The following is a 21177-nucleotide window of genomic DNA, read 5'->3' on the forward strand; positions in this document are numbered from 1 at the left end:
CCGGCCAGCGCCCCGGCGCCCGCTTCCACCGGGGACTGTGGCTCACGCTGGGCGCCGGGGCGCTGGCCGGGGTGGTCTTCGTCCACTGGCTGATCGTGCAGTCCCTCTACGAGCTGAACAAGCTCTGCCCCTACTGCGCCGTGGTCTGGGTCGTCACCATCGCCCTGTTCTGGTACGTCGCCGTGCACTGCCTGGACCGGGGCCTCGTCCCGGCGCCCCGGCTGGTGCGGGAGGTCGTCCGGGACACGCACGGGATGCTGCTCGGCGCCTGGTACGCCCTGCTCGCCGTGCTCGTCCTCACCCGCTTCTGGTCGTACTGGAGCACCTTGCTGTAGCCCTCGGTTCCCCCCGGAGCGTCACCGGGCCGGATGCGCGGATCCTCGCCGATCAGTACGGTGGCTTCCTGGTGTGTGACCTTGAACGGAGTGACCCGCCCGAGGACGGCACGGGTCACCGGGCGGTGGAGGCGGCGACATGGCCGGCAAGAAGGCGGCGAAGCTGCCCCGTGCGGCGTACGAGAGCGAGCTGCTGCGTCTGCAGACGGAGCTGGTGAAGCTCCAGGAGTGGGTGCGGACGGAGGGGGCCCGGCTGGTCGTCGTCTTCGAGGGCCGGGACGCCGCGGGCAAGGGCGGCACCATCAAACGGGTCACCGAGCACCTCAACCCGCGCGTGGCACGGATCGCGGCCCTGCCCAAGCCGACCGAGCGCCAGCGCACCCAGTGGTACTTCCAGCGGTACGTCGAGCATCTGCCGGCCGCCGGTGAGATCGTGCTGTTCGACCGGTCCTGGTACAACCGTGCCGGCGTGGAGCGGGTCATGGGGTTCTGCACGAAGGAGGAGTACCAGCGTTTCCTGCACCAGTGCCCGATCTTCGAGCGGATGCTGGTGGAGGACGGGATCCTGCTGCGCAAGTACTGGTTCTCGGTGAGCGACACCGAGCAGGAGGTACGGTTCCGCAAGCGACGGGAGGACCCGCTGCGCCGCTGGAAGCTGTCGCCGATGGACCTCGAGTCGATCACCCGCTGGGAGGCGTACTCCCGGGCCAAGGACTCGATGCTGGTGCACACCGACATCCCCGAGGCGCCGTGGTACGTCGTGGAGAGCGACGACAAGCGCCGCGCGCGGCTGAACATGATCGCCCATCTGCTGAGCACGGTGCCCTACCCGGAGGTGGAGCCGCCGGTCATCGAACTGCCGGAGCGCCCGCCGTCCACCGGCTACCAGCGTCCGCCCCGCGACCTGCAGACCTACGTCCCCGACCACGCGGCCACCCTCTGACCCGGTGTCGGGCGACCGGCGGGAGTTAACCGGGTGAGGACCCCCGGCCGCCCTGGCACGCACGCCCTTCCTGCATGATCGGTGGTGGCCCCTCGACCTTCACGGCGGGGAGGCGACTCACCGAACCGAAGGAGATGGCCTTGTCCATCTGGGAGGCACTGGCGGTCTTCGCCGCCGGAATCGGCGCCGGCACCATCAACACCATCGTCGGCTCGGGCACGCTGATCACGTTTCCCGTCCTGCTCGCCACCGGACTGCCCCCGGTGACCGCCACCGTGTCCAACGCCCTCGGGCTGATCCCCGGCTCGGTCAGCGGCGCCATAGGCTACCGGGCGGAGCTCAAGGGCCAGCGCCGTCTGGTCCTGCGGCTCGGCGTGGCCGCGGCGGTCGGCGGACTCACCGGGGCGATGCTGCTGCTCGCGCTCCCCGAGACCGCCTTCGAGACGATCGTCCCCGTGCTGGTCGCGCTCGCGCTGGTCCTCGTCGTGCTCCAGCCCCGTATCTCCGCCCACGTCCAGCGCCGCCGTGCGCGCACGGGCACGGTCACCAAGACCGACGGCGGCCCCGCCCTCTTCGGCGGCCTCCTGCTCGCCAGCGTCTACGGCGGCTACTTCACGGCGGCCCAGGGGATCATCTACCTCTCCCTGATGGGCATCCTGCTCGAGGACACCCTCCAGCGCCTGAACGCCGTCAAGAACGTCCTCGCCGCCATCGTGAACAGCATCGCGGCCCTGTTCTTCCTGTTCGTCGCCGACTTCGACTGGACCGCCGTCCTGCTCATCGCCGTGGGCTCGGCGATCGGCGGCCAGGTCGGCGCGAAGGTGGGGCGCCGGCTTCCCCCGCCCGTCCTGCGGACCTTCATCGTCGTCGTCGGCACGTTCGCCATCGTCCAACTGCTCCTGCGCTGAACCGTCGTCCGCCGGGACGCCGGTTCAGCGGTCACGGCCACCGCGGCACGGGGCCGGCCTCCGCACCGGAGCCGGCCCCGTACGCTTCGCCGGGAGGCGGGAACCGCCCGGTTCACGAGCAGACGGTGTCGTTCTTCGGGACCGTCCCGTCGAGCAGGTACTTGTCGACGATCTTGGTCAGGCACTTGTTGACGCCGTAGGTGCCGTGTCCTTCGTCATCGACGGTGAGGTGGACACCGACTCCCTCGCCCAGCGCGTCCGCCATCTTCTTGGCTCCCTCGTAGGGGGTGGCCGGGTCGCCGGTGTTGCCGATGACGAGCACGGGGCCCGCGCCGTCGGCCTTCACGTCGACGGTGGACGCGTGGCCGTCCACGGGCCAGTCGGTGCACGCGAGCAGCATCCAGGCGATCGTGTCGCCGAACACCGGAGACGCCTTGCGGAACTCGGGAAGCCGCTGGCGCACGTCCTCGACGGTGAAGCGATCCTTGTTGTCGGCACAGGTCACCGCCGTTTGGGCGGGATTGCTGTTGGAGTACGTGCCGTCCTCGTTGCGCCCGGAGTACAGGTCGGAGAGCCACATCAGCCCGGTGCTCTCCCCCTTCTCGGCATCCTCCAGCAGGCCGCTGAGCATCGGCCAGTTCTCCTTGCTGTAGAGGGCGGCGATGATGCCCATGGTCGCTTGGCCCTGGGTCATGGGCCGCTTGTTGTATGTGCCCTTTTTCGGAGGCATGGGTTTCGCGTCCAGGCTCCTGAGCAGTTCGGCGATCTGCTTCTCCCCCTGAGCGGGGTCCTCCCCCTCGAAGAAGCACTCGTCCTGCTTCACGCAGTCCTCGAGGAAGTTCTGCAGCGCGCCCTCGAATCCCTTTGTCTGACCGAGGCTGGCTGCCACGGTGTCCGAGGTGGGATCGACCACGGCGTCGAAGACGGTCCGTCCGACGTTCTTCGGGAACAGGTGCGCGTAGACGCCGCCGAGCTGCGTTCCGTAGGAGATACCGAAGTAGTTCAGCTTCTCGTCGCCGAGGACCTGGCGCATCAGGTCGAGATCGCGTGCGGCGTCCTGCGTGCCGACGTGCTCCAGGACCGCGCCCGAGCCGCTTTCGCAGGCTTGGGCGTACGCTTTCCCTCCGACGATGAGGGCCTTCTCCTCCGCGGCGTCGTCCGGCGTCGAGTCCTGAGCCATCAAGGCGTCCGTGGCCTTGCCGTCCAGGCACTTCACACCTGCGCTCTCTCCGACCCCCCGCGGGTCGAAGCTGACCAGGTCGTAGCGCTTGTGCAGTTCCAGGTAGTCCTCGCCCGCGAAGTCGGGAAGCGTCGGCACCCCGGCACCGCCGGGGCCACCGAAGTTGAAGACGAGGGATCCGAGCCGCTCATCACCGGAGTCGGCTGCGGCCTTCGCCCGGATGAGGGCGATATTAATGGTCCTGCCGTCGGGCTTCGCGTAGTCCAGGGGCGCCTTCATGGCGGCGCACTGCCATTTCGTTCCGTCCGGCAGGTCCTCGGGCTTGTCGCCGGTGCCCTGGGCCGCGGACGGAGCGGGGCATGCGGCCCAGTCCAGTTTCTGCTCGCTGAGAGCGGCGGGGACCGCGGGTATCGCGGCGGCTCCGTCCGCGTCGGCGTCGGCGCCGGGGTCGCAGGCCGTGACGGTGGCCGCCGCCAGTACGGCGAGCGAGGCCAGGCCGAGGGCGGCCCGGGAGGAACGGTGGTGGGACATGCTTCTGCCGATCTGAGGTCGTTGCTGGTGGAAGGGACGGACACTCACGCGTCGACGTCCTGGTCGTGGTACTGGTCGTGGTGCTGACGGCCGGTGCGCCTGCCCCGGCGGGCCTTGTACCGCCGGACGGCCGGCGCGGTGAGTACGGCGATCACAAAGGTCATGCTGAGCACGAGGGGATACTTGGACCATGGGCTGTTGACGATCCCGGCCGATTCCAGTGCCGAGAGCAATACCCTGTCCACGGGGTAGAGGAGGAAGGCCAGAACGCCGATGTGCCAGGCGGGCACCTTCCTCAGCGGCTTGGCCGTGACCACGAAGATCAGAACGGCGGCCAAGACGACGATGACATCGGTTCGTTCCATGCCTCAATCCTTCCGGCCCGGCCCCGCCGGGACGTCGGCCACCGGAAGGAACGCCGCCTAGGCCGCAGGATCTAGAGTTCCGGCACGACGTCCAACCCCCTCCGGCACCGTCCCCCTGCCGTGCCGTCACCAGAGCTGTTCCACAAAGAAGTTCGGCCGGACGACCGGACGCTCTCACCCGCCGGGACTGCAAGGTCTCGCACGCGTGAGGTACGGGATTCCGGCGACGTACGGCTCCGCACCCGGTCGTACACTTGCACCAATGGGCAAGATTCGAGGCCGGCTCCTGCCGGGCCTGTTCGCTGTGACGCAGTTGGTCCTGTGGTGCTTCACCGTACCCACACTGGAGAAGCCTCCGGGCGTCACGGAGTGGATCGTCGCCCTGTCCGCCACGGCGTTCACCACGGTCGCGCTCGCACGGCGAACCCGGGCACCGCTCCACGCCCTAGGCGGCATCCTCGTGGTGTCCGTGCTGGTGCAGCTTCTGACACCGCCCGACACCGTGGCTCTGGTGTCGGGGCTGGCCGTCCTGATGACGCTCTTCTCCGTCACCACGCTGAGCGACTGGACCGTGAGCCTGGGCGCGACCGCTGTCACCGCCGTCGTGCAACTGCTACCGATCGCGATGAAGAGCGGATTCGGCGGCACTTTCCTCCACGAATGGCTCACCGCCGTCAGCATGTACCTGATGGTCTCCGCTCTCGGTGCCGGCCGTCGGCACTGGCTGCGGGAACGACAGATGACGAAACAGCGGCTGACCCGTGCCGAGCAGGAGCGGGGACAGGCCGCCGGCACCGAACGGGACCGGCTGGCGAACGAGTTGCACGACATCAGCGCGCACCACCTCACCTCCGTCGTGGTGTCCGTCGAAGCCGCCCGCAGGCTCGGGGACACCAGACCCGAACTGGCCGCGGAAGCCCTCACGTTCGCCAGCCGCACCGCATACGAGACCCAGTCCGCGCTACGGCGTCTCGTGGCGGTCATGCGGGTGGACGACGTACCGGCCCCGCAGTCGGTGACTCCCGCGATCGAGGCCCTGATCGCGGGATTCGGCAGACTGGGGCGCCCCATCTCCGTTTCCCTGCCCGCCGATCTCGTCGGCCCTGCGGCGGAGGCGGTCCACGGCATCATCCGGGAGGCTCTGACCAACGCCCTGCGCTACGCACCGGGTGCCTCGATCAGCATCCGGGCGGAACGGTCCGAGGACGCCCTGGACCTGACCATCGACAACGGCAAGCCGCCCAGCGGAACCGGCAGTCACCGGCTGAGTATCGGATCGGGTCGCGGTGTTGACGGGATGCGCCGGCGCGCCACCGCCGTCGGCGGGCAGTTGTCCGCGGGGCCTCGCCCCGACGGGGGCTGGCGCGTGCACGCGGTACTGCCCGACGCCCGGTCCGCACGGCAGCCGGCCACAGGACGTCGGCGCAACTACACGCGAGAGCAGCGGATCGCGGATGTGGCGGTCTTCGGCTCGATCACCTTGACGTTGTTGAGCTACGCCCTGAACACCGCGGTGGACCACGGCCACGGAGTCGCGCTCTCCCTGTCGCTCGCGCTGCTGTTGACCGTTCACGCGCTGCCGCTGCTGTGGCGCCGCCGGGCCCCTTGGCTGGCCCTCGCCGCGGTCGGGGCCACCACCTTCGGAGGGACGGTGCTCCTGGGGAGCGGTGTGCTGCCGGGGTCCGCCGCGGACTCCCTCGTGGGCGGCGGGCTCGTCGAAGTGGCCGCCGTCTACGGCGTGGCGGCGTACGGCCGTGTTCTGATACCTGCAACCGCGCCTGCCGGCCGGTACGTCCCGCCCTCGGCCCCGCACGTGACGCATCCGCACGGCAACCGGCTGTCGTATCTGCCGGTTGCCGCCATGACCCTTTCGTTCGGGGTCTCGGCAGTGGGTGCCTTCGCCGGCGACGGGATGCTGAGCGGAGAACCGGTCAATGCTTTTGAACTGGGGTTCTCACTCATCACGGCAGTGATGTACCTCGGCCCTCTGTTCACGGCCGCTTGGCTGGCGGGGTGGCTGATGCACATGCGCCGCCGGCGGGAACTGGGCCGCGAGGACGCGACGCTCACGGCTCTGGTGTGGAGCACGGAAAACGCGGTCCACAGCGAGCGGCAGCGAGTCGCCGCCGGTCTGCAGGAGACGGTGCTCCAGCAGACCACACGGGTGATCTCAGCGACGGAGGCGGGCAGTCTGGACGCCGTCGCCGCCGCCACGCGAGCGACGCTGGCCGCCATGCGTGAGCTGCTCAGGAGTCTGGATGTGAGGAGCGGTCAGGCAGTCGACATCCCCGACGGGCGGATGAGTCCGCTTTCATAGGCGAAGATGGTCGCCTGAACGCGATCCCGCAGACCCAGTTTGTTCAGCACCGCGCTGACATGGACCTTCACCGTGCCGAGGGCGAGCCCCAGTCGCTCTCCGATCTCCGCGTTGCTCAAGCCCGTGGCGACCAGCGTCAGAATCTCCCGTTCGCGCTGGGTGAGGCTGCTCAGGGCTCCGGTGGTCTCCGGAGAGACCGGGGCGCCCTGGGCGAAGGCGGCTATCAGACGTCCGGTGACCGCGGGCGCGAGGGCGCCGTCACCGGCGGCGACGCCCCGTATCGCGGCCAGCAGGGCCTCCGGCTCGGCGTCCTTGAGCAGGTAGCCGGAGGCTCCGGCGCGCAGGGCTTCGTAGACGTAGGCGTCGAGGTCGAACGTGGTCAGCACCAGGACTCTGGTGCGACTGCTGTGACGCGTGATCAGCCGGGTGGCCGTCAGCCCGTCCATACCGGGCATGCGGATGTCCATCAACACCAGGTCGGGTGCGAGCTCGGCCGCCATCGCCACTGCCGCGTCTCCCTCCGCGGCCTCGCCGACCACGGTCATGTCGGTCTCGGCCGTCAGGATCGCCACGAATCCCGCGCGGACGATCGTCTGATCGTCCGCGACCAGCACACGGATACTGATGGCTTCTCTCCTCTTCTCAGGTCTTCCGTCCGGGGCGGGCCGGATCGGAGGGGGCGGGGCCCGGTGCCGGAGGCACCGCCCACGCCCTTCGGACAGCGGGGAGCACCGTGACGCGCGGAACAGGGAACCGGGGCGGACCCCTGGAACCGGCGACGACGCGCGGAGGTACGGTGCCGGACCGCGCCGGCCCGGCACGATCCGAACGGACAGGCCCGGGCCCAGGTGGGCCCAGTCGCCCGCGTCGTATCCTCCCACGGGCGCCGGGCACGGCGTGCCGGGCCGGAACGCGCTCACGGGCGGCCCTCGCGGGTCCGCCGTCCGCGTCAGTCGCGTTCTTCCCGGTGGAGGACGAGGTGCTCGTGGTACAGCACGCCGTCACGGATGTCGCCCGTGGCGGTGAAGCCGGTGTCGTCGACGTAGTCGATGTGGCTGCCGGTCACGGTGTAACGGCCGGTGTAGGCGCTGCGGCGGGTGCCGCGTGCTTCGTCGTAGCGGCCGTCGGCCAGCAGTTCCTGCCGGATGTGTCCGTCGGCCGTCACCCACATGCCGACCACGTCCGCCGTCGTTCCGCCGCGCGTCTCCCGGGCGCCGCCGGCAGGGCTGTTCTGTCCGTTCATCACTCTTCCGTCCGTTCGAAGGTGTGCAGAGCGGAGTCTGGGCGGCTGCCGCGGCGGACGGCCAGGGCGGACGGTGCCTGGGTGTGGCGCACCCAGGCAAGCCCTCGTGGGTGCGGTCTAGCCTGGTGGGATGACCGGTAACGATCTCGGAGAGTTCCTGCGCGCCCGCCGCGCCCGTCTGCGGCCCGAGGACGTGGGGCTGGCTTCCTACGGCCGGCGCCGGGTGGCGGGGCTACGACGGGAGGAGGTCGCCGTCCTGGCCGGTATGAACTCCGACTACTACGCCCGGCTGGAACAGGGCCGCGAGCGCAGCCCCTCCCCGCAGATCCTCGACGCGATCAGCGGCGCCCTGCGCATGAACGAGGAAGCGCGCGCCCATCTGTACCGGCTGGCGGACACCGTGCCGGCCGGCCGCCGGACGCCTCCGAGGGAAACGGCCAGTCCCGCGCTGCGGCAGCTGCTGGAGGGCTACACCGGTACGCCGGCCTTCGTCCTGAACCCGGCGACCGACTTCCTGGCGGCGAACGCGCTGGCCGAGGCGCTCTTCTCCCCGTTCGAGAAGGCGGACAACCTCGCCCGGATGACCTTCCTCGACCCGGCGGCCCGCCGGTTCTTCGCTCACTGGGGCGCGGCGGCCGAGGCGGTCGTGGCGAGCCTCCGCCAGGCCACCGGCCTCGACCCGCATTATCCGCGCCTGCACGACGTGGTGTCCTCCCTCACCGAGGGGAGCGAGGCGTTCGCCGAACTGTGGTCCTCGCACACCGTCTACGGCAAGACCCGCGCCTCCAAGGAACTCGACCACCCCGCCGTCGGACCGCTGTCGCTGACCTACCAGTCCTTCGACGTCCGCGAAGCGCCCGGGCAGCAGGTCGTCATCTACCACGCCGCACCCGGCAGTCCCAGCGCGCAGGCGCTTTCCCTGCTCGGCAGCCTCGGCGCCACGCACCACCGGGAATCCGCCGCCGGACGGCAGGCCCGCCCGTAGGGGATTCCCGGAGCGGGGGCGGTCAGCGGCGGGTGAAACGGTATCCGGCGTGGTGCAGGGTGCCGTCCCGGAACTCACCGAAGGCCCAGAAGCCCAGGTCGTCGAGGTAGTCGATGCGGTTGCCGTCGATCCAGTAGCGGCCCTGGTAGGCGCTGGGCCGGTCCCCTCGGGCCTCGTCGTATCGTCCGTCGGGCAGCAGTTCCTGACGTATGAAGTCGTTCTCGTCGACCCACAGGCCCACGTAGGGGTGGTCAGGCGTCGCGGCGGGCGCTTCCTGCGGAGCCGTGGCTGTGGTGGTGCCGGCGCCGTCGAGCGGGCGGCCGTTCCAGAGGCGGACCTGTCCGCCGGTGACCAGGATGTCGAGGTGGGTGCCGCGGGCCGGCCGGGCGCCGGCGGGAATGCCGGGCTCGTCGGCCAGGCGCAGGACGGCGATGTCGGCCGTCTCACCGGGGGTCAGGGTCTTGCCCGTGCCGGACGCGGTGAAGTCGGTGGCGGCCGGCAGGACGAGGGTGCCCGCGCAGTCGACGACGATCATGTCGTCGTCGTCCGCGGCGGTCAGCAGGCCGGGGCCGACGCCCACGATCACGGATCCGCCGAGGAGGACGTCGGCCTCCTGCCAGTCTCCCGTCAACGGATTGCCGGTGATGACGGTGCCGCCGCTCAGCAGCAGCGGGCGTCCCTTCGGGTCACGCAGATCGCGCAGCACATCGTCGTCGCGGCGGGGGGCCGCCCAGGGGGTGGTGTTCATGTCGGTACCTGTTCCGGTCGTCGGTGAAAGGGTGGTGGCGGGGTCTGGAGGCGTGTGGAGGTGTACGGGGGCGGATGCCGCCCTCCGCTGTCCTCGGTCGGTGCTCAGGCGGTCGGTGTGTGGAGCACGTACTCGCGGGAGGCGTGCACCTGGTCGCGCAGGGCCGGCAGGTCGACGTCGAGGACTTGGCCGTTCCACTTGCGGGGTTCGCCGTTGACGAGCACGGCGCTGATGTTGCGGGCGTCCGAGCCCAGTACGACGGTGCCGATCGGGTCGTTGAGCGGCATGTTGTTGAGGTCCTCGGCCCGGATGACGAGCAGGTCCGCCTTCTTGCCCGGCGTGAGCGAACCCGTGGTGCCGCCCAGGCCGTTGGTGCGGGCCCCCTGGAGGGTGGCGAAGTCCAGGACGTCGTGGGTGGTGATCCGGGCCGGCTGCCGGCCGGTGCCGTGGACGGCGTTGACCGCGCGCATCCGCTGGATGGCGTGCAGGGCCCGCATCTGCGTGAACATGTCGCTGGCCAGAGCCACTTCGACGTCGATGCTCAGCCCCGGACGCACCCCGGCGGACAGGGCCTCGTCGACGGCGGGGATCGCGGTCTCCAGCCCGATCTGGGCGTCGGAGGTGGGAGCCAGGGCGATGGTCGTCCCGGTCCCGCCGATCGCCCTCCAGGCCTCGGGGGTCAGGCCCGTGGCGTGGATGAGCGTGACGTCCGCGCCGAGGATGCCGGCCTTCTCCCAGTCCAGGACGGCCTGCGAGGAGGGGATGCCGAAGACGGCGTCGACGCTGACGCCGATGCCCAGGTCCTGTGCGGTGCGGGCGAGTTCGGGTCCGTAGGCGAGGGCGGGGCCGCCGATCTCGTCGGTGGCCAGGGCGGCCAGGCGCAGAGTGAGCAGTTGGCCGTCGGCGGCGAAGTACGTCTCCCTGAGGCGGGACAGGTCGCCGGGCCACTGCTTGTCCCAGTCGCCGAAGTGCGGGCCCATCGAGGCGTGGACGCCCCGGATGCGGGTGTCGATCAGGGCCTGGACGGCGGCGTCGGAGTGCTCGGGGGTGCGGGAGTTGTGGGAGAAGTCGAGCATGCAGGTGATGCCGCTGTCGATGGCCGTCAGGGCCGCCAGCCTGGTCCCGATGTACATGTCCTCGGGGCGGTAGACCGTGGCGTAACCGGCCAGGGTGGACATGACGTAACCGCCGAGGTCGTCGACGTCCGGCATGATCCGGCGCAGCTGGGTCTCCCAGGCGTGCCGGTGGGTGTCGACGAAGCCGGGCGCGAGGATCGTGCCGGTGGCGTCGACGACCACCGCGCCGTCCCGGTCCAGCTCCGGCCCGACCGCGAGGATCGTCTCGCTCTCGACGAGCAGGTCCGCGGGGGCCAGGACGCCGAGACGGGGATCCATGGTGACGACGGTCGCGCCGGCGAACAGGATGCGCCGCTTCGGGTCGGTGGACCGCCGCCGAAGCTGTTCGAGTACGGCGGCACTGGTGGTGTCTTCGCTGCTCATGAGGGTCCTCTTCGTGATGCCGGGCCCGCACGGGTGGCGGGCCGGACACCAGCCTCGGCCCGTACGGGTGTGGCAACCAGGCCGCCGTTTCCCGGGGTACGGCACACCCGGGCTCACGCTCCGCGGCACCGGAGTGCGTGCCGCGGTGGCGGCGGGCCGTCCGGCCGCGTCACCCGTGCCCCCGGACGACCGGACCGGTCCGAGACCGCGATCGTCTCCGGTCTGCGGACGTCCGCCGCGCGTCGCCCTCGGGACCCGGCGCTGCGCGCCTTGATCGCGGACCTCCGGCGAGCTCTGAGGGCCGGGGGGACGGGAGCGGGGAAGGAAGCCGGACAGCGCGAGGCCGCGCCCCGGTGGAGAGGGGGCGCGGCCTGGAGGCGGTGGAGTCCGGCGTGGGCGGGGACCACCGGCGAAGGTGGTGTGCCGAGCGGAGCTCAGGCGGGCACGAGCTCCAGGACGGAGACCCGGGAGGCGGACGGCAGGGTGGAGGCCAACTTCAGTCCGGCTCGCTCGAAGAGGTTCTCGAACTCGTCGAGGCTGCGCTCGCGTCCGGTGGACAGCGCCATCATGTTGAGGTCCATCAGCGGCTCCAGACCGGGTGTGCCCACCTTGTCGACGAGGAGCTCCATCACCAGCACGCGCCCACCGGGCCCGAGGGCTTTTCGGCAGTTGCGCAGGATGCGGACGCAGGAATCGTCGTCCCAGTCGTGCAGGACGAACTTCAGCAGGTGCACGTCCGCGGGCGGCACCTGCTCGAAGAAGTCGCCGCCGACGAAGGTGAACCGGTCCGTGACGCCCAGAGCCGCCGCGGAGGCGTCCGCCTCGGCGCCCACATGCGGAAGGTCGAGGACCACGCCGGTCAGCCGGGGGTGCCGCTGCATGAGCGTCTGGACGAGGTTTCCGCCGGCGCCGCCGACGTCCACCGCGACCCGGGCGCCCTCGAGGTCGATCACGTCCGCGAGCTTGTGGGCCAGGCCGCGGGTCATGGCCGTCATGGCACGGGTGAAGATCTCGGCTTCCTTCGGGGCGGCGGCGAGCCAGTCGAAAATGGGCGCGCCGAGGGCGGCCTCCGCCTGGGTGGTGCCGGTGCGGACCGTGTCCGCCAGCCGCCCCCACGGCAGCCAGTGCGACTCGGCCCCGCCCCACAGGGCCAGGTTCCGCAGGGAGCCCGGGGCGTCGGTGCGCAGGGTGTCGAGCAGGGGCGTACCGGCGAACCGCTTCCCGTCGGTGGAGGTGGCCAGACCAAGGGAGGCGCACGCCCGCAGGAACCGGAAGGCCGAGTCGGGGTCCAGTGACTCCGCCTCGGCCACCTCCGCGGGGGTGGCACCGCCTGCGTGCAGGTGATCGGCGATGCGCAACTCGGCCGCGGTGCGCACCACCTGGGTGACCCAGTACCCGGTCATCATCTGGAGCATCCGCCCCGTGTCACCCACCGGCCGCTCGGTGGAACCCGCCGCGACGAAATCGTGTTCGAACAAAGTCATACTGATGATCGTGGCGCACCGGAAACGCCACGTCGTCGTCCGTCCTGAGGAATACCGACTAGGCCGCAGGACATAGACCGGGCTCCGGCCGCCCGGCCGGACCGCGTCTCAGTCCTCGCCCTCCAGGTCGCCCTCCGTCTCCAGGTACACCTTCCGCAGCGCGTCGAGGACCGCCGGATCGGGCTTCTCCCACATGCCGCGCGACTCGGCCTCCAGCAGCCGCTCCGCGATGCCGTGCAGGGCCCAGGGGTTGGCCTGCTGCAGGAACTCACGGTTGACCGGGTCCAGGACGTAGGTCTCGGTGAGCTTGTCGTACATCCAGTCGGCGATGACCCCCGTGGTGGCGTCGTAGCCGAACAGGTAGTCCACGGTGGCGGCGAGCTCGAAGGCGCCCTTGTAACCGTGGCGGCGCATCGCCTCGATCCACTTCGGGTTGACCACCCGGGCGCGGAAGACGCGCGAGGTCTCCTCCACCAGGGTGCGGGTGCGGACCGTCTCGGGGCGGGTGGAGTCGCCGATGTACGCCTCGGGCGCGGTGCCGCGCAGGGCGCGGACGGCGGCGACCATGCCTCCGTGGTACTGGAAGTAGTCGTCCGAGTCGGCGATGTCGTGCTCGCGGGTGTCCGTGTTCTTGGCGGCCACCGCGATCCGCTTGTACGCCGTCTCCATCTCGTCGCGGGCCGGACGGCCGTCCAGTTCGCGGCCGTAGGCGTATCCGCCCCAGACGGTGTAGACCTCGGCGAGGTCGGCATCGGTGCGCCAGTCGCGGGAGTCGATGAGCTGGAGCAGGCCAGCGCCGTAGGTGCCCGGACGGGAGCCGAAGATGCGGGTGGTGGCCCGGCGTTCGTCGCCGTGTTCGGCGAGGTCGGCCTGGACGTGGGCGCGGACGTGGTTGGCCTCGGCGGGCTCGTCCAGGGACGCCGCCAGACGCACGGCGTCGTCCAGCAGGCCGACGGTGTGCGGGAACGCGTCGCGGAAGAAGCCCGAGATGCGCAGGGTGACGTCGATGCGGGGGCGGCCCAGTTCGTCGTACGGGATGGCCTCCAGGCCCGTGACACGGCGTGAGGCGTCGTCCCAGACGGGGCGGATGCCCAGCAGGGCGAGGGCCTCGGCGACGTCGTCCCCGGCGGTGCGCATGGCGCTGGTGCCCCACAGGGAGAGCCCGACCGAGGTGGGCCAGTCGCCGTTGTCCGTGCGGTAGCGCTCCAGGAGGGAGTCCGCGAGGGCCTGGCCGGTCTCCCAGGCGAGGCGGGAGGGGACGGCCTTGGGGTCGACCGAGTAGAAGTTGCGGCCGGTCGGCAGGACGTTGACCAGACCGCGCAGCGGGGAGCCGGACGGGCCCGCGGGGACGAACCCGCCGTTCAGGGCGTGGACGGTGTGGTCGATCTCGGCGGTGGTGGCCGCGAGCCGCGGGACGACCTCGCGGGCGGCGAACTCCAGGACGGCGGCGACCTGTTCGCCGTGCTCGGTGGGCACGGCGACCGGGTCCCAGTCGGCGTCCTCCATCGCCTGGACCAGGGTGCGGGCCTTCTCCTCCGCCTCGTCGGCCGTGGTGCGGGTGGCGGCGGACTCGTCGAGACCGAGGGCCTCGCGCAGGCCGGGCAGGGCGGTGACGCCGCCCCAGATCTGGCGGGCGCGCAGGATCGCCAGGACGAGGTTGACCCGGTCGGCGCCGGCGGGCGGGACGCCCAGGACATGGAGGCCGTCGCGGATCTGGGCGTCCTTGACCTCGCAGAGCCAGCCGTCGACGTGCAGGAGGAAGTCGTCGAAGCCGTCGTCGTCGGGGCGGTCGTCGAGGCCGAGGTCGTGGTCGAGGCGGGCGGCCTGGATGAGGGTCCAGATCTGGGCGCGGATCGCCGGGAGCTTCGCCGGGTCCATGGAGGAGATCTGGGCGTACTCGTCGAGGAGTTGTTCCAGGCGCGCGATGTCGCCGTAGGAGTCGGCGCGGGCCATCGGGGGGACGAGGTGGTCGACGAGGGTGGCGTGGACCCGGCGCTTGGCCTGGGTGCCCTCGCCCGGGTCGTTGACCAGGAAGGGGTAGACGAGGGGGAGGTCGCCGAGGGCGGCGTCGGGGCCGCAGGCGGCGGACAGGCCGGCGTTCTTGCCCGGCAGCCACTCCAGGTTGCCGTGCTTGCCGAGGTGGATCATGGCGTCCGCGCCGAAGCCGCCGTCCTCGGCCCGCGCGGCGATCCAGCGGTAGGCGGCGAGGTAGTGGTGGGAGGGCGGCAGGTCGGGGTCGTGGTAGATGGCGATGGGGTTCTCGCCGAAGCCGCGCGGGGGCTGGATGAGGATCAGCAGGTTGCCGCGGCGCAGGGCGGCGAGGACGATGTCGCCCTCCGGGTTGCGGCTGCGGTCGAGGAACATCTCGCCCGGTGCCGGGCCCCAGTGCTCCTCGACGGCCGTGCGCAGTTCCTCGGGGAGGGTGGCGTACCAGCGCTTGTAGTCGGCGGCCGGGATGCGCACCGGGTTGCGGGCGAGCTGTTCCTCGGTGAGCCAGTCCTGGTCGTGGCCGCCCGCCTCGATCAGCGCGCGGATCAGTTCGTCGCCGTCCCCGGAGGCCAGTCCGGGGACGTCGGTGTCGCCGAAGTCGTATCCCTCGTCCCGCAGTCGGCGCAGCAGGGCCACCGCGCTGGCGGGGGTGTCCAGGCCGACCGCGTTGCCGATGCGGGAGTGCTTGGTCGGGTAGGCGGACAGGACGAGGGCCAGGCGCTTGTCGGCGGCCGGGATGTGCCGCAGGCGGGCGTGGCGCACGGCGATGCCGGCCACGCGGGCGGCGCGCTCGGGGTCGGCGACGTAGGCCGGGAGGCCGTCGGCGTCGATCTCCTTGAAGGAGAACGGCACGGTGATCAGGCGGCCGTCGAACTCGGGCACGGCGATCTGGCTGGCGGCGTCCAGCGGGGAGACGCCCTCGTCGCTCTCCTCCCAGGCGGTGCGGGAGCCGGTCAGGCACAGGGCCTGGAGGATCGGCACGTCCAGGGTGGTGAGTGCGCCCGCGTCCCAGGACTCGTCGTCGCCGCCGGCGGACGCCTCGGCGGGCTTGGTGCCGCCGGCCGCGAGGACGGTCGTGACGATGACGTCCGCCGCGCGCAGCTCCTCGATCAGTTCGGATTCGGGGGCGCGCAGGGAGGCCACGTACAGCGGCAGGGGCCGCCCGCCCGCGTTCTCCACGGCGTCGCACAGGGCGTGGACGAAGGCGGTGTTGCCGCTCATGTGATGGGCGCGGTAGTAGAGCACGGCGACGGTCGGGCCGTCGGTGCCCTCGCGGGGTGTGCGCTCCAGCGGGCCCCAGGTGGGCGCGGGCGCGGGCGGGTCGAAGCCGTGGCCGGTGAGCAGGACCGTGTCGGACAGGAAGCGGGCGAGCTGCTCGAGGTTGGCGGGTCCGCCGTGGGCGAGATAGGCGTGCGCCTCCGCGGCGATGCCGACGGGAACCGTGGAGGCGGCCATCAGCTGGGCGTCGGGGGCCTGTTCACCGGTGAGGACGACGACCGGGCGGCCGTCGGCGAGCAGCAGGTCGAGGCCCTCCTCCCAGGCGCGCAGTCCGCCGAGGAGACGTACGACGACCAGGCCGACACCCTCGAGGAGCGCGGGCAGGTCGTCGAGCGGGAGGCGGGAGGGGTTGGCGAAGCGGTAGGCCACCGGGCCGTCGGCCGCGCGGGCGCTGAGCAGGTCCGTGTCGGATGTCGACAGGAGCAGGATGCGGGGGTGCGTCGAGCGCTCCCCGGACGAATGCGGCATGCGTCGGCCGGCCTTCCTCGGGATCCGCGCCCCGGGCAGTTTCAGGTTGGGGTCTCCCCTGCTCGAGCGGAGCCGAGAGCTTGGGGAAGGGAGTTCCTGACTCGTCCGGCCTCGTGGTGGCCGGACTCACAGTGGCGGGACCGCGCCGGATTCGCACCGGGCTTCCTCCCCTGTCGCCGTCGTGGCGATGGCGGATCTGATGATCCGCCGAGGACCATAGTAAGGGTCGGGGGAAGAGGGCAGGGCTTGGACTCCGTGTGACGGTCGGTATGCTCGCCGCCATGTCCACGGCTCCCCTCCCTCCGTCGTCCCAGGCCACAGCGGTCGCACGGGACCGCGGTGACGCCTGTCCGGGGTCGTTGCGGCTGCACACCGCCGACGACGGGGCGCTGGCCCGGGTCCGGGTGCCCGGCGGGGTGCTCACCGTGCCGCAGGCCGAGGTACTCGCGGATGCGGCCGTCCAACTGGGCGACGGCGAACTGCATCTGACCTCGCGCGGCAATGTGCAGGTGCGTGGGCTGCGCGACGACTGCGGCGCCCGGCTCGCCGAGGCGCTGGACGCGGCCGGACTGCTCCCCTCACCCGGGCACGAACGGACACGCAACATCGTCGCCTCGCCGCTGTCCGGCCTCGACGGACGGGGTGTCCGGGATGTGCGGCCGTGGTTGTCGGCCCTGGACGAGTCGCTGTGCGCGAGCGGGGCGGCGCGGGCGCTGTCCGGGCGGTTCCTGTTCGCGCTCGACGACGGGCGCGGCGATGTCGCCGGACTCGGCGCTGATGTGACCGTGCGTGCGGTCGATGACGGCGCACTGCTCACCGTCGGCTCGGCGGACGAGGCCCTGCGGGTGTCCGGGGACGAGGCGGCCCGTGCCGCGCTGCTCGCCGCCGAGGTGTTCCTCGACGTGCTGCGGGAGACCGGGGCGCGGGTCTGGCGGGTCGACGAACTGAACCTATCCCCCGGCGAGTTGACGCATGCGGTCGGCTCCCGCCTGACCGCCGCCGGCATCGGCTGCGTTCCGGCGCCGAACGACCGCACCACAGCGGAGGGTCCGCCTCCGGGGGTGATCGGGTCGGCCCTGTCCGTCCATGTCCCCCTGGGACGTCTCACGTCCCGTCAATGGCGGACCGTGACCCGGGTGGCCGCCGAAGTCCGGTCGGGCGAGCTGCGCCTGACACCGTGGCGCGGCATCGTCGTCCCCGCCCCCGGGGCGAACGCGGCGGCAGCGGCCGACGCACTGGCCCGTCTCGCCGGCACCGGCCTGGTCACCGACACTTCCTCCCCCTGGCTGCGCGTCGGTGCCTGCATCGGCCGGCCGGGGTGCGGCAGGTCGCGTTCCGACGTGCGGGCGGACGCGGCCGGCGCCCTCGCCGACGCGGGCCGCTCCCCCCTGCCGTTGTACTGGTCCGGCTGCGAGCGGCGCTGCGGCCACCCCCGGGGCGACCGGATCGACGTGGTCGCCGCCCCGGAGGGCGGCTACCGGATCGACGTGGTCGCCCAGGGACGGCCGGCGCGCACCGCCGCCCTGGACGATCCCTCCCACCTCGCCGCCGCCCTGGCGGCACTCACCTCATGAGCCGTACGACGACCGAGAGCAGCGAGAAGAACACCGTGACCAGCTACGACTACGAGAAGGACGGCGCGGCCATCTACCGCCAGTCCTTCGCCACCATCCGCGCGGAGGCGGACCTCGCGGCCCTGCCCGCCGACGTCAGCCAGGTCGCGGTCCGGATGATCCACGCCTGCGGCATGGTCGACCTCGTCCGCGACATCGGTCACACCCCCGGTGTGGTGGCCCGCGCACGCGAGGCCCTGCGCGGCGGGGCTCCGATCCTCTGCGACGTGCAGATGGTGGCCAGCGGCGTGACCCGCAAGCGGCTGCCCGCCGGCAACGACGTGCTGTGCACCCTCTCCGACCCGGCCGTGCCGGAGCTGGCGGCGAAGCTCGGTACCACGCGCAGCGCCGCCGCGCTGGAGTTGTGGCGCGACCGTCTGGAGGGCGCCGTGGTCGCCGTCGGCAACGCGCCCACCGCGCTCTTCCGCCTCCTGGAGATGATCGAGGAGGGGGCGCCGAGGCCGGCCGCCGTCATCGGCGTGCCCGTCGGCTTCATCGGCGCGGCCGAGTCCAAGGACGCCCTGGCCGCCCACCCCTCGGGCCTGGAACACCTGGTCGTCCGAGGCCGTCGCGGAGGCAGCGCCATCGCCGCCGCCGCTCTCAACGCGATCGCGAGCGAGGAAGAATGAGCGGCAAGCTGTACGGGGTCGGGCTCGGTCCCGGCGACCCGTCCCTGATGACCGTACGGGCCGTCGAGGCCATCGCCGGGGCGGACGTGATCGCCTACCACAGTGCCCGCCACGGCCGGTCCATCGCCCGCTCCATCGCGGCGAAGCACATACGGGCCGACCACGTCGAGGAACTGCTGGTCTACCCCGTCACCACCGAGACCACCGACCACCCCGGCGGCTACCAGGGCGCCATGGACGACTTCTACGCCGAGGCGTCGGCCCGGCTCGCCGCCCACCTGGACGCGGGCCGGACGGTCGCCGTCCTCGCCGAGGGCGACCCGCTCTTCTACGGCTCCTACATGCACATGCACAAGCGGCTCGCGCACCGCTACGACACCGAGGTGATCCCCGGTGTCACGTCGGTCTCCGCCGCCGCGGCCCGCCTGGGCACCCCGCTCGCCGAGGGCGAGGAGGTGCTGACCATCCTGCCGGGCACGCTGCCCGAGGAGGAGCTGACCGCCCGGCTCGCCGCGACGGACGCGGCCGTGGTGATGAAGCTGGGGCGCACCTTCCCCAAGGTGCGCCGGGCGATGGAGCGTGCCGGGCGGCTCGAGGCGGCCCGGTACGTCGAGCGGGCCACCATGGCCGGGGAACGCCTTGCCGAACTCGCCGACGTGGAGGCCGAGTCCGTGCCGTACTTCTCGGTGGCCGTGCTGCCGAGCCAGGTCGACGCGGGGCCCGCCGCCCGGAAGCCGGGCTCCGTCGGTGAGGTCGTCGTGGTCGGCACCGGGCCGGCCGGGCCGCTGTGGCTGACGCCCGAGTCGCGCGGCGCCCTCGCCGCCGCCGACGACCTGGTCGGCTACACCACCTACCTGGACCGTGTGCCCGTACGGGCCGGTCAGCGCCGCCACGGCTCGGACAACCGGGTCGAGGCCGAGCGCGCCGAGTTCGCGCTGCAACTCGCCCTGCAGGGAAGCAGGGTGGCCGTCGTGTCCGGCGGCGACCCCGGCGTCTTCGCCATGGCCACGGCCGTGCTCGAGGCCGCCTCGGCCCAGGAGTACACGGACGTGCCGGTGCGGGTGCTGCCGGGCGTGACCGCGGCCAACGCGGCCGCCGCCCGTGCGGGCGCCCCGCTCGGCCACGACTACGCCACCGTCTCCCTGTCCGACCGTCTCAAGCCGTGGGAGGTCATCGCCGAGCGGTTGCGCGCCGCCGCCGGCGCCGATCTGGTACTGGCCCTGTACAACCCCGGGTCGCGCAGCCGGACCTGGCAGGTCGGCAAGGCCCGCGACCTGCTGCTGGAGCACCGGGCGCCGGACACACCCGTCGTCGTGGCGCGGGACGTGGGCGGCGCCGGCGAGCAGGTGCGGATCGTCCGGCTGGCGGACCTGGACCCGGCCGAGGTCGACATGCGCACGGTCCTGCTGGTCGGTTCCTCGCAGACCCGGGTCGTGCGGCGGGGGGACGGCGAGGAGGTCGTCTGGACGCCCCGCCGCTATCCGGAGGCGTGAGGGCCGCGGCGGTTCAGCCGGCGTCGGGGTGCGCACACCGCGCGTATGCCTCCCGGACCCGCTGGACCGCCTGCCGGGGCTCGGCCACGACGCTCACTCCCCCGGGCGCCGGCGGCCTGCGCACCACGACCACGGGCACTCCCGCCTCACGGGCGGCCGTCAGTTTCGGTGCGGTGGCCGCTCCCCCGCTGTCCTTGGTGACCACGACGTCGATCCGGTGCCGGCGCAGCAGCTCGCGCTCCCCGTCGAGGGTGAACGGTCCGCGGTCGAGCAGCACCTCCATGCAGGGCGGATGCGGCGCCTCGGGCGCGTCCACGGACCGTACGAGGAACCACAGGTCGTCCAGGGGGGCGAAGGCGGCCAGGCCCATCCGGCCGGTGGTGAGGAAGACCCGCCGGCCGAGCGCGGACAGCAGCCCCGCGGCCTCGGTCAGGGAGCCGGTCTCGTGCCAGACGTCCCCCTCGACCGGCAGCCAGCCGGGACGTCGCAGCGCGAGCAGGGGAACACGGGTGGCGGCGGCGGCCCGTGCCGCGTTGAAGCTGATCGTGCCGGCGAAAGGGTGGGTCGCGTCGATGAGCAGGTCCACCTCGTGCCCGCGCAGCCATGCGGCGAGCCCGTCGGCCCCTCCGAAGCCGCCGACGCGCACCTCGCCGGGCGGTGTGCGGGGTGCGGCCACCCGTCCCGCCAGGGAGTTCGTCACGCGCAGACACGGCAGGGGTTCGGCCGCCAGCAGTTCGGCGAGGCGGCGGGCCTCGGTGGTGCCGCCGAGGATCAGCACGTGCACGGCAGTTCCGTTCCCTTCATTCGGTTCCCTTCCCCCGAGCGAGACATGAGCAGCGACGCATGAGCAGCGAGGCCGAGGGCGGCCGCAGCGCCCAACTCAAGCACACCGGTCTGCGGCCCGGCTGGACTACCGGTGCCTGCGCGACCGCGGCCACGACCGCCGCGTACACCGCGCTGCTCACCGGCGATTTTCCCGACCCGGTGACGATCGCGCTGCCGAAGGGGCAGACGCCGTCGTTCGCGCTGGCCGCCGAGGAGCTGACGGACTCCTACGCCATGGCGGGGATCGTCAAGGACGCCGGCGACGACCCGGACGTCACGCACGGGGCGCTGGTCCGGGCGACGGTACGGCGGCTTCCCGCCGGGGCGGGGGTGGTGTTCCGGGC

The 21177-nt window shown here is 72.1% G+C and carries 18 protein-coding genes and 1 riboswitch; of the genes, 9 read left to right on the plus strand and 9 right to left on the minus strand.

All coding sequences use genetic code 11. The annotated features are described in order from the left end of the window. The 3 genes from AOK11_RS26650 to AOK11_RS26660 form a co-directional block, all read left to right on the plus strand. Positions 1 to 335: vitamin K epoxide reductase family protein (locus tag AOK11_RS26650; protein ID WP_276204845.1), on the plus strand; the 335-nt coding region annotated here is incomplete at its 5' end. A gap of 139 nt (positions 336 to 474) precedes the next feature. After that, entirely contained in the window at positions 475 to 1278 is an 804-nt protein-coding gene (ppk2, locus tag AOK11_RS26655; RefSeq protein ID WP_055596268.1) for a polyphosphate kinase 2, read from the plus strand. Positions 1279 to 1412: 134 nt separating this feature from the next. Next, positions 1413 to 2186 carry a sulfite exporter TauE/SafE family protein gene (locus AOK11_RS26660; RefSeq protein WP_206188930.1) on the plus strand — a complete coding sequence of 258 codons (774 nt, stop codon included), beginning with the start codon at positions 1413 to 1415 and terminating at the stop codon, positions 2184 to 2186. Positions 2187 to 2298: 112 nt separating this feature from the next. Here the strand turns inward: AOK11_RS26660 and AOK11_RS26665 are convergent, their stop codons facing one another. Both AOK11_RS26665 and AOK11_RS26670 read right to left on the minus strand, forming a co-directional pair. Then, positions 2299 to 3897 carry an alpha/beta hydrolase gene (locus tag AOK11_RS26665; RefSeq protein ID WP_055596269.1) on the minus strand — a complete coding sequence of 533 codons (1599 nt, stop codon included), beginning with the start codon at positions 3895 to 3897 and terminating at the stop codon, positions 2299 to 2301. Between the two features lie 44 nt (positions 3898 to 3941). Continuing rightward, positions 3942 to 4262, minus strand: a complete 321-nt coding sequence (locus AOK11_RS26670) for a hypothetical protein (RefSeq protein WP_055596270.1) — start codon at positions 4260 to 4262, stop codon at positions 3942 to 3944. A gap of 262 nt (positions 4263 to 4524) precedes the next feature. On the opposite strand from AOK11_RS26670, the gene AOK11_RS26675 reads away from it, so the two are divergent. Continuing rightward, entirely contained in the window at positions 4525 to 6579 is a 2055-nt protein-coding gene (locus tag AOK11_RS26675; protein WP_055596271.1) for a sensor histidine kinase, read from the plus strand. Here AOK11_RS26675 and AOK11_RS26680 read toward each other — a convergent pair. Next, a complete protein-coding gene (locus AOK11_RS26680) occupies positions 6534 to 7205 on the minus strand; it encodes a response regulator (RefSeq protein WP_055596282.1) in 672 nt (223 codons plus the stop codon). The two genes, AOK11_RS26675 and AOK11_RS26680, sit on opposite strands and share 46 nt — an antisense overlap. Before the next feature lie 323 nt (positions 7206 to 7528). After that, the gene (locus tag AOK11_RS26685) at positions 7529 to 7822 is read right to left on the minus strand and encodes an Atu4866 domain-containing protein (protein ID WP_055596272.1); all 294 of its coding nucleotides are present in this window, start codon (positions 7820 to 7822) and stop codon (positions 7529 to 7531) included. A gap of 130 nt (positions 7823 to 7952) precedes the next feature. Between AOK11_RS26685 and AOK11_RS26690 the strand changes: the two genes are divergently transcribed. Then, entirely contained in the window at positions 7953 to 8807 is an 855-nt protein-coding gene (locus AOK11_RS26690; protein WP_055596273.1) for a helix-turn-helix transcriptional regulator, read from the plus strand. A 22-nt stretch (positions 8808 to 8829) separates the two neighbouring features. Here the strand turns inward: AOK11_RS26690 and AOK11_RS26695 are convergent, their stop codons facing one another. The 4 genes from AOK11_RS26695 to cobN form a co-directional block, all read right to left on the minus strand. After that, positions 8830 to 9555, minus strand: a complete 726-nt coding sequence (locus tag AOK11_RS26695; protein ID WP_055596274.1) for an Atu4866 domain-containing protein — start codon at positions 9553 to 9555, stop codon at positions 8830 to 8832. 104 nt (positions 9556 to 9659) lie between these two features. After that, the gene (locus AOK11_RS26700; protein ID WP_055596275.1) at positions 9660 to 11054 is read right to left on the minus strand and encodes an amidohydrolase family protein; all 1395 of its coding nucleotides are present in this window, start codon (positions 11052 to 11054) and stop codon (positions 9660 to 9662) included. Between the two features lie 434 nt (positions 11055 to 11488). Continuing rightward, on the minus strand, positions 11489 to 12538 hold the full coding sequence (locus tag AOK11_RS26705; RefSeq protein ID WP_055596276.1) for a methyltransferase: 1050 nt from the start codon (positions 12536 to 12538) through the stop codon (positions 11489 to 11491). 108 nt (positions 12539 to 12646) lie between these two features. Next, the gene (gene cobN / locus AOK11_RS26710) at positions 12647 to 16273 is read right to left on the minus strand and encodes a cobaltochelatase subunit CobN (protein WP_055596277.1); all 3627 of its coding nucleotides are present in this window, start codon (positions 16271 to 16273) and stop codon (positions 12647 to 12649) included. A 90-nt stretch (positions 16274 to 16363) separates the two neighbouring features. After that, positions 16364 to 16441: riboswitch (cobalamin riboswitch) on the minus strand. Between the two features lie 101 nt (positions 16442 to 16542). Between cobN and cobG the strand changes: the two genes are divergently transcribed. The 3 genes from cobG to AOK11_RS26725 are packed head-to-tail and all read left to right on the plus strand — an operon-like array spanning position 16543 to position 20008. Beyond that, the gene (gene cobG / locus AOK11_RS26715; RefSeq protein ID WP_206188933.1) at positions 16543 to 17847 is read left to right on the plus strand and encodes a precorrin-3B synthase; all 1305 of its coding nucleotides are present in this window, start codon (positions 16543 to 16545) and stop codon (positions 17845 to 17847) included. Next, positions 17844 to 18515: a precorrin-8X methylmutase gene (locus AOK11_RS26720; protein ID WP_206188931.1), complete on the plus strand. Its 672-nt coding sequence runs from the start codon at positions 17844 to 17846 to the stop codon at positions 18513 to 18515. The genes cobG and AOK11_RS26720 overlap by 4 nt, the downstream gene beginning before the upstream one ends. Further along, positions 18512 to 20008 carry a precorrin-2 C(20)-methyltransferase gene (locus tag AOK11_RS26725; RefSeq protein WP_055596279.1) on the plus strand — a complete coding sequence of 499 codons (1497 nt, stop codon included), beginning with the start codon at positions 18512 to 18514 and terminating at the stop codon, positions 20006 to 20008. The genes AOK11_RS26720 and AOK11_RS26725 overlap by 4 nt, the downstream gene beginning before the upstream one ends. Before the next feature lie 13 nt (positions 20009 to 20021). On the opposite strand, the gene AOK11_RS26730 is transcribed toward AOK11_RS26725, so the two are convergent. After that, positions 20022 to 20792 (minus strand): cobalt-precorrin-6A reductase, encoded by a 771-nt coding sequence (locus AOK11_RS26730; protein ID WP_055596280.1) that lies wholly within the window; start codon positions 20790 to 20792, stop codon positions 20022 to 20024. Positions 20793 to 20851: 59 nt separating this feature from the next. Between AOK11_RS26730 and AOK11_RS26735 the strand changes: the two genes are divergently transcribed. Beyond that, the coding region (locus tag AOK11_RS26735; protein WP_206188932.1) for a cobalt-precorrin-5B (C(1))-methyltransferase at positions 20852 to 21177 on the plus strand (326 nt) is incomplete at its 3' end.

This window comes from Streptomyces hirsutus (assembly GCF_001418415.1).
GTDB lineage: Bacteria > Actinomycetota > Actinomycetes > Streptomycetales > Streptomycetaceae > Streptomyces > Streptomyces hirsutus.

Coding starts and splice junctions, on each gene's coding strand:
- AOK11_RS26685 (WP_055596272.1), bottom strand. CDS start 7,822: ATGAACGGACAGAACAGCCCTGCCGGCGGCGCCCGGGAGACGCGCGGC.
- cobN (WP_055596277.1), bottom strand. CDS start 16,273: ATGCCGCATTCGTCCGGGGAGCGCTCGACGCACCCCCGCATCCTGCTC.
- AOK11_RS26690 (WP_055596273.1), top strand. CDS start 7,953: ATGACCGGTAACGATCTCGGAGAGTTCCTGCGCGCCCGCCGCGCCCGT.
- AOK11_RS26720 (WP_206188931.1), top strand. CDS start 17,844: ATGAGCCGTACGACGACCGAGAGCAGCGAGAAGAACACCGTGACCAGC.
- AOK11_RS26675 (WP_055596271.1), top strand. CDS start 4,525: ATGGGCAAGATTCGAGGCCGGCTCCTGCCGGGCCTGTTCGCTGTGACG.
- AOK11_RS26660 (WP_206188930.1), top strand. CDS start 1,413: ATGGCCTTGTCCATCTGGGAGGCACTGGCGGTCTTCGCCGCCGGAATC.
- AOK11_RS26695 (WP_055596274.1), bottom strand. CDS start 9,555: ATGAACACCACCCCCTGGGCGGCCCCCCGCCGCGACGACGATGTGCTG.
- AOK11_RS26705 (WP_055596276.1), bottom strand. CDS start 12,538: ATGACTTTGTTCGAACACGATTTCGTCGCGGCGGGTTCCACCGAGCGG.
- AOK11_RS26670 (WP_055596270.1), bottom strand. CDS start 4,262: ATGGAACGAACCGATGTCATCGTCGTCTTGGCCGCCGTTCTGATCTTC.
- AOK11_RS26700 (WP_055596275.1), bottom strand. CDS start 11,054: ATGAGCAGCGAAGACACCACCAGTGCCGCCGTACTCGAACAGCTTCGG.
- ppk2 (WP_055596268.1), top strand. CDS start 475: ATGGCCGGCAAGAAGGCGGCGAAGCTGCCCCGTGCGGCGTACGAGAGC.
- AOK11_RS26665 (WP_055596269.1), bottom strand. CDS start 3,897: ATGTCCCACCACCGTTCCTCCCGGGCCGCCCTCGGCCTGGCCTCGCTC.
- cobG (WP_206188933.1), top strand. CDS start 16,543: ATGCTCGCCGCCATGTCCACGGCTCCCCTCCCTCCGTCGTCCCAGGCC.
- AOK11_RS26725 (WP_055596279.1), top strand. CDS start 18,512: ATGAGCGGCAAGCTGTACGGGGTCGGGCTCGGTCCCGGCGACCCGTCC.